Source organism: Mesorhizobium sp. M1A.F.Ca.IN.020.03.2.1, assembly GCF_004023205.1.
In the GTDB taxonomy this organism is placed as follows: domain Bacteria; phylum Pseudomonadota; class Alphaproteobacteria; order Rhizobiales; family Rhizobiaceae; genus Mesorhizobium.
Genome location: NZ_RZSV01000429.1, coordinates 1 through 1,947, shown reverse-complemented (window position 1 = coordinate 1,947; position 1,947 = coordinate 1). Strand labels below are relative to the sequence as shown.

At 62.9% G+C, this 1,947-nt stretch carries 2 protein-coding genes and 1 pseudogene; 1 reads left to right on the top strand and 2 read right to left on the bottom strand.

All coding sequences use genetic code 11. From position 1 onward, the window contains the following. The first annotated feature begins 327 nt into the window (after positions 1-327). A complete protein-coding gene (locus tag EOA79_RS31700) occupies positions 328-1,248 on the top strand; it encodes a diacylglycerol kinase family protein (RefSeq protein WP_095799846.1) in 921 nt (306 codons plus the stop codon). 19 nt (positions 1,249-1,267) lie between these two features. Here EOA79_RS31700 and EOA79_RS31695 read toward each other — a convergent pair whose 3' ends face one another. Both EOA79_RS31695 and EOA79_RS33975 read right to left on the bottom strand, forming a co-directional pair. Next, complete coding sequence (locus tag EOA79_RS31695; RefSeq protein ID WP_067002134.1) at positions 1,268-1,483, bottom strand: hypothetical protein; 216 nt, start codon at positions 1,481-1,483, stop codon at positions 1,268-1,270. Positions 1,484-1,603: 120 nt separating this feature from the next. Beyond that, positions 1,604-1,947, bottom strand: a pseudogene (locus EOA79_RS33975) (hypothetical protein); the annotation flags it as partial.

Below are 1,947 nucleotides of genomic sequence, written 5' to 3'. Positions count from 1 at the left end.
GCGCCGGTGCAGGCGTTGTGTTCTGCGCAAAGGCCCCGGTTGCTAGGAGGGTTGCAAGCGCGGTCGTTGCAAAAAGAGTGCGGATCATGATCGTCTCTCCTCGTGCCTGATTTCCTACGCGCCGCGTTCGCGGCCTCGCACAAGGCAAGGGCGAGCGCGGCAATATTCCACAATTTCACAACGTCGTGAGGGGAGCCTTGTTCCAAACGGCGCCGGTCCACGGCGCTTGACTTGCTCGCTGACGCGGAACCTTCGGCGGCCCCTTTCCGTTTCAGCCTGCGGCTGAGAACTCGTTTTTGGCCTACCAATAGCAGGACGGAGAGGGGCATGCGGTTTGCTGCGGTGCTGAACAAGGACGGGGGCACCCTGCGCACGACCGATGTTGCAGCCTTTGCCGACCGGGTCCGCGAGCTTCTGGAAGCGGCCGGCCATTCGGTTCAGATCGACATCGTTGCGGGCGGCGAAATCGCCACGGCTTTGGAAAAGGCCATAGCCAGGCGCAACGTCGATGTCGTGCTGGCCGGAGGCGGCGACGGAACGGTGTCCACCGCCGCCTCGCTTCTGATGAACAAGAAGAAGGCGTTGGCCATATTGCCGGCTGGTACGATGAACCTTTTCGCGCGCAGCCTTGGCATCCCCCAGACACTGGAAGCCGCCTTGAAGGCCTTTACCGACGGCGAGGTTAAGGCGGTCGATATGGCGACCGCGAATGGCCGTCCCTTCGTGCATCAGTTTTCAATCGGCATGCATGCCAGAATGGTCCAGCTCCGCGAGAAGATGGATTTTGGCTCGCGGCTGGGAAAGATGCGGGCGTCGGTTCGCGCCGCATGGGCAACGATCAAGAACCCGCGCACCCTCAAGGTGACCTTGACCATCGGCAAGACCGACATCATCACCCGCGCGACCGGAATTGGCATCAGCAACAACCTGTTCGGCGAGGGTCATCTGCCTTATGCGGACAATCCGGCCGGCGGCGTGCTTGGCATCTATGTCAGCGTTGCGCGCCGGCGCCGTGACTTGGTAAAATTGCTGCTTGCCATGCTGCGCGGCCGGTGGCGCCAAAGCGAACATGTCGAGATCCACCAGGCTGACAAGGCCGTGCTGAAAATTCATTCGTCGCCGACCAAGTTCAAGGCGGTGATGGACGGAGAGTTGGTCAAGCTGGAACGCGAAACCACGGTCGAAATCCATCCGGCGACCCTTAACGTGCTGGTCCCTAGAAGCAGCGCGCAGGCAAAGGCAGCCTGAATGGGCCGAAGACTTCAAACTACTGTGTTTGACCACTGGGAGCAGGCGCCTGCTCGGTCCCTGGAGGTTGTGGGACGTGCTGCTGCTCGGTGCTCGGCTCTTTGATCAACACGCCATAAATCTCGGCTACGCCCCAGGCGATGAATACCAGCAGCAGCCCGGCGACGAGAATCCTGAGCGCATGCCAGCCCCAATGCCCCTGGCGGGCTTCGTTTTCAGGAACGGTCTTGGGCATGGTCGGTCTCCAGGTGTGGGGGCGGGCACGCCGAGCACGGCATGGTCGGGTAACGGACCCTTTCCGCGAAAGTTCCCAATCATCCGGCAACGGTCGGCCGCCTCGACCGGCTTGCCGCGCCTATGGCGTTTCGCTGCGATCCTTTTCTCGAGGCCCAGCCTTCACGTTCTCGCGGTAGATGGCGTAGGCGGCGAGCGCGATCGCGGGCGCGAGAAGCGTGCCCAGGCCGCCCTTGCTTTTCGCGAGCGCCGGGAGCAACGCGAGCGCCGCGGTAACGCCAACCGCCGTCATGTCGGCCTTTCGCCTTCGCGCGCGCCGCCGCGCCCGCATGCTGGTTGTCAGCTTGTGGATCACGACAATCAGCCCGGCGATCACCATGTTGCGCTTGCGCACCGTCTCATCGCAGAAGCCGGTCGCCGGTCCGAGCGCGTTGATGTATTCCGGCGTCTGCCTGGTGCGGGTCG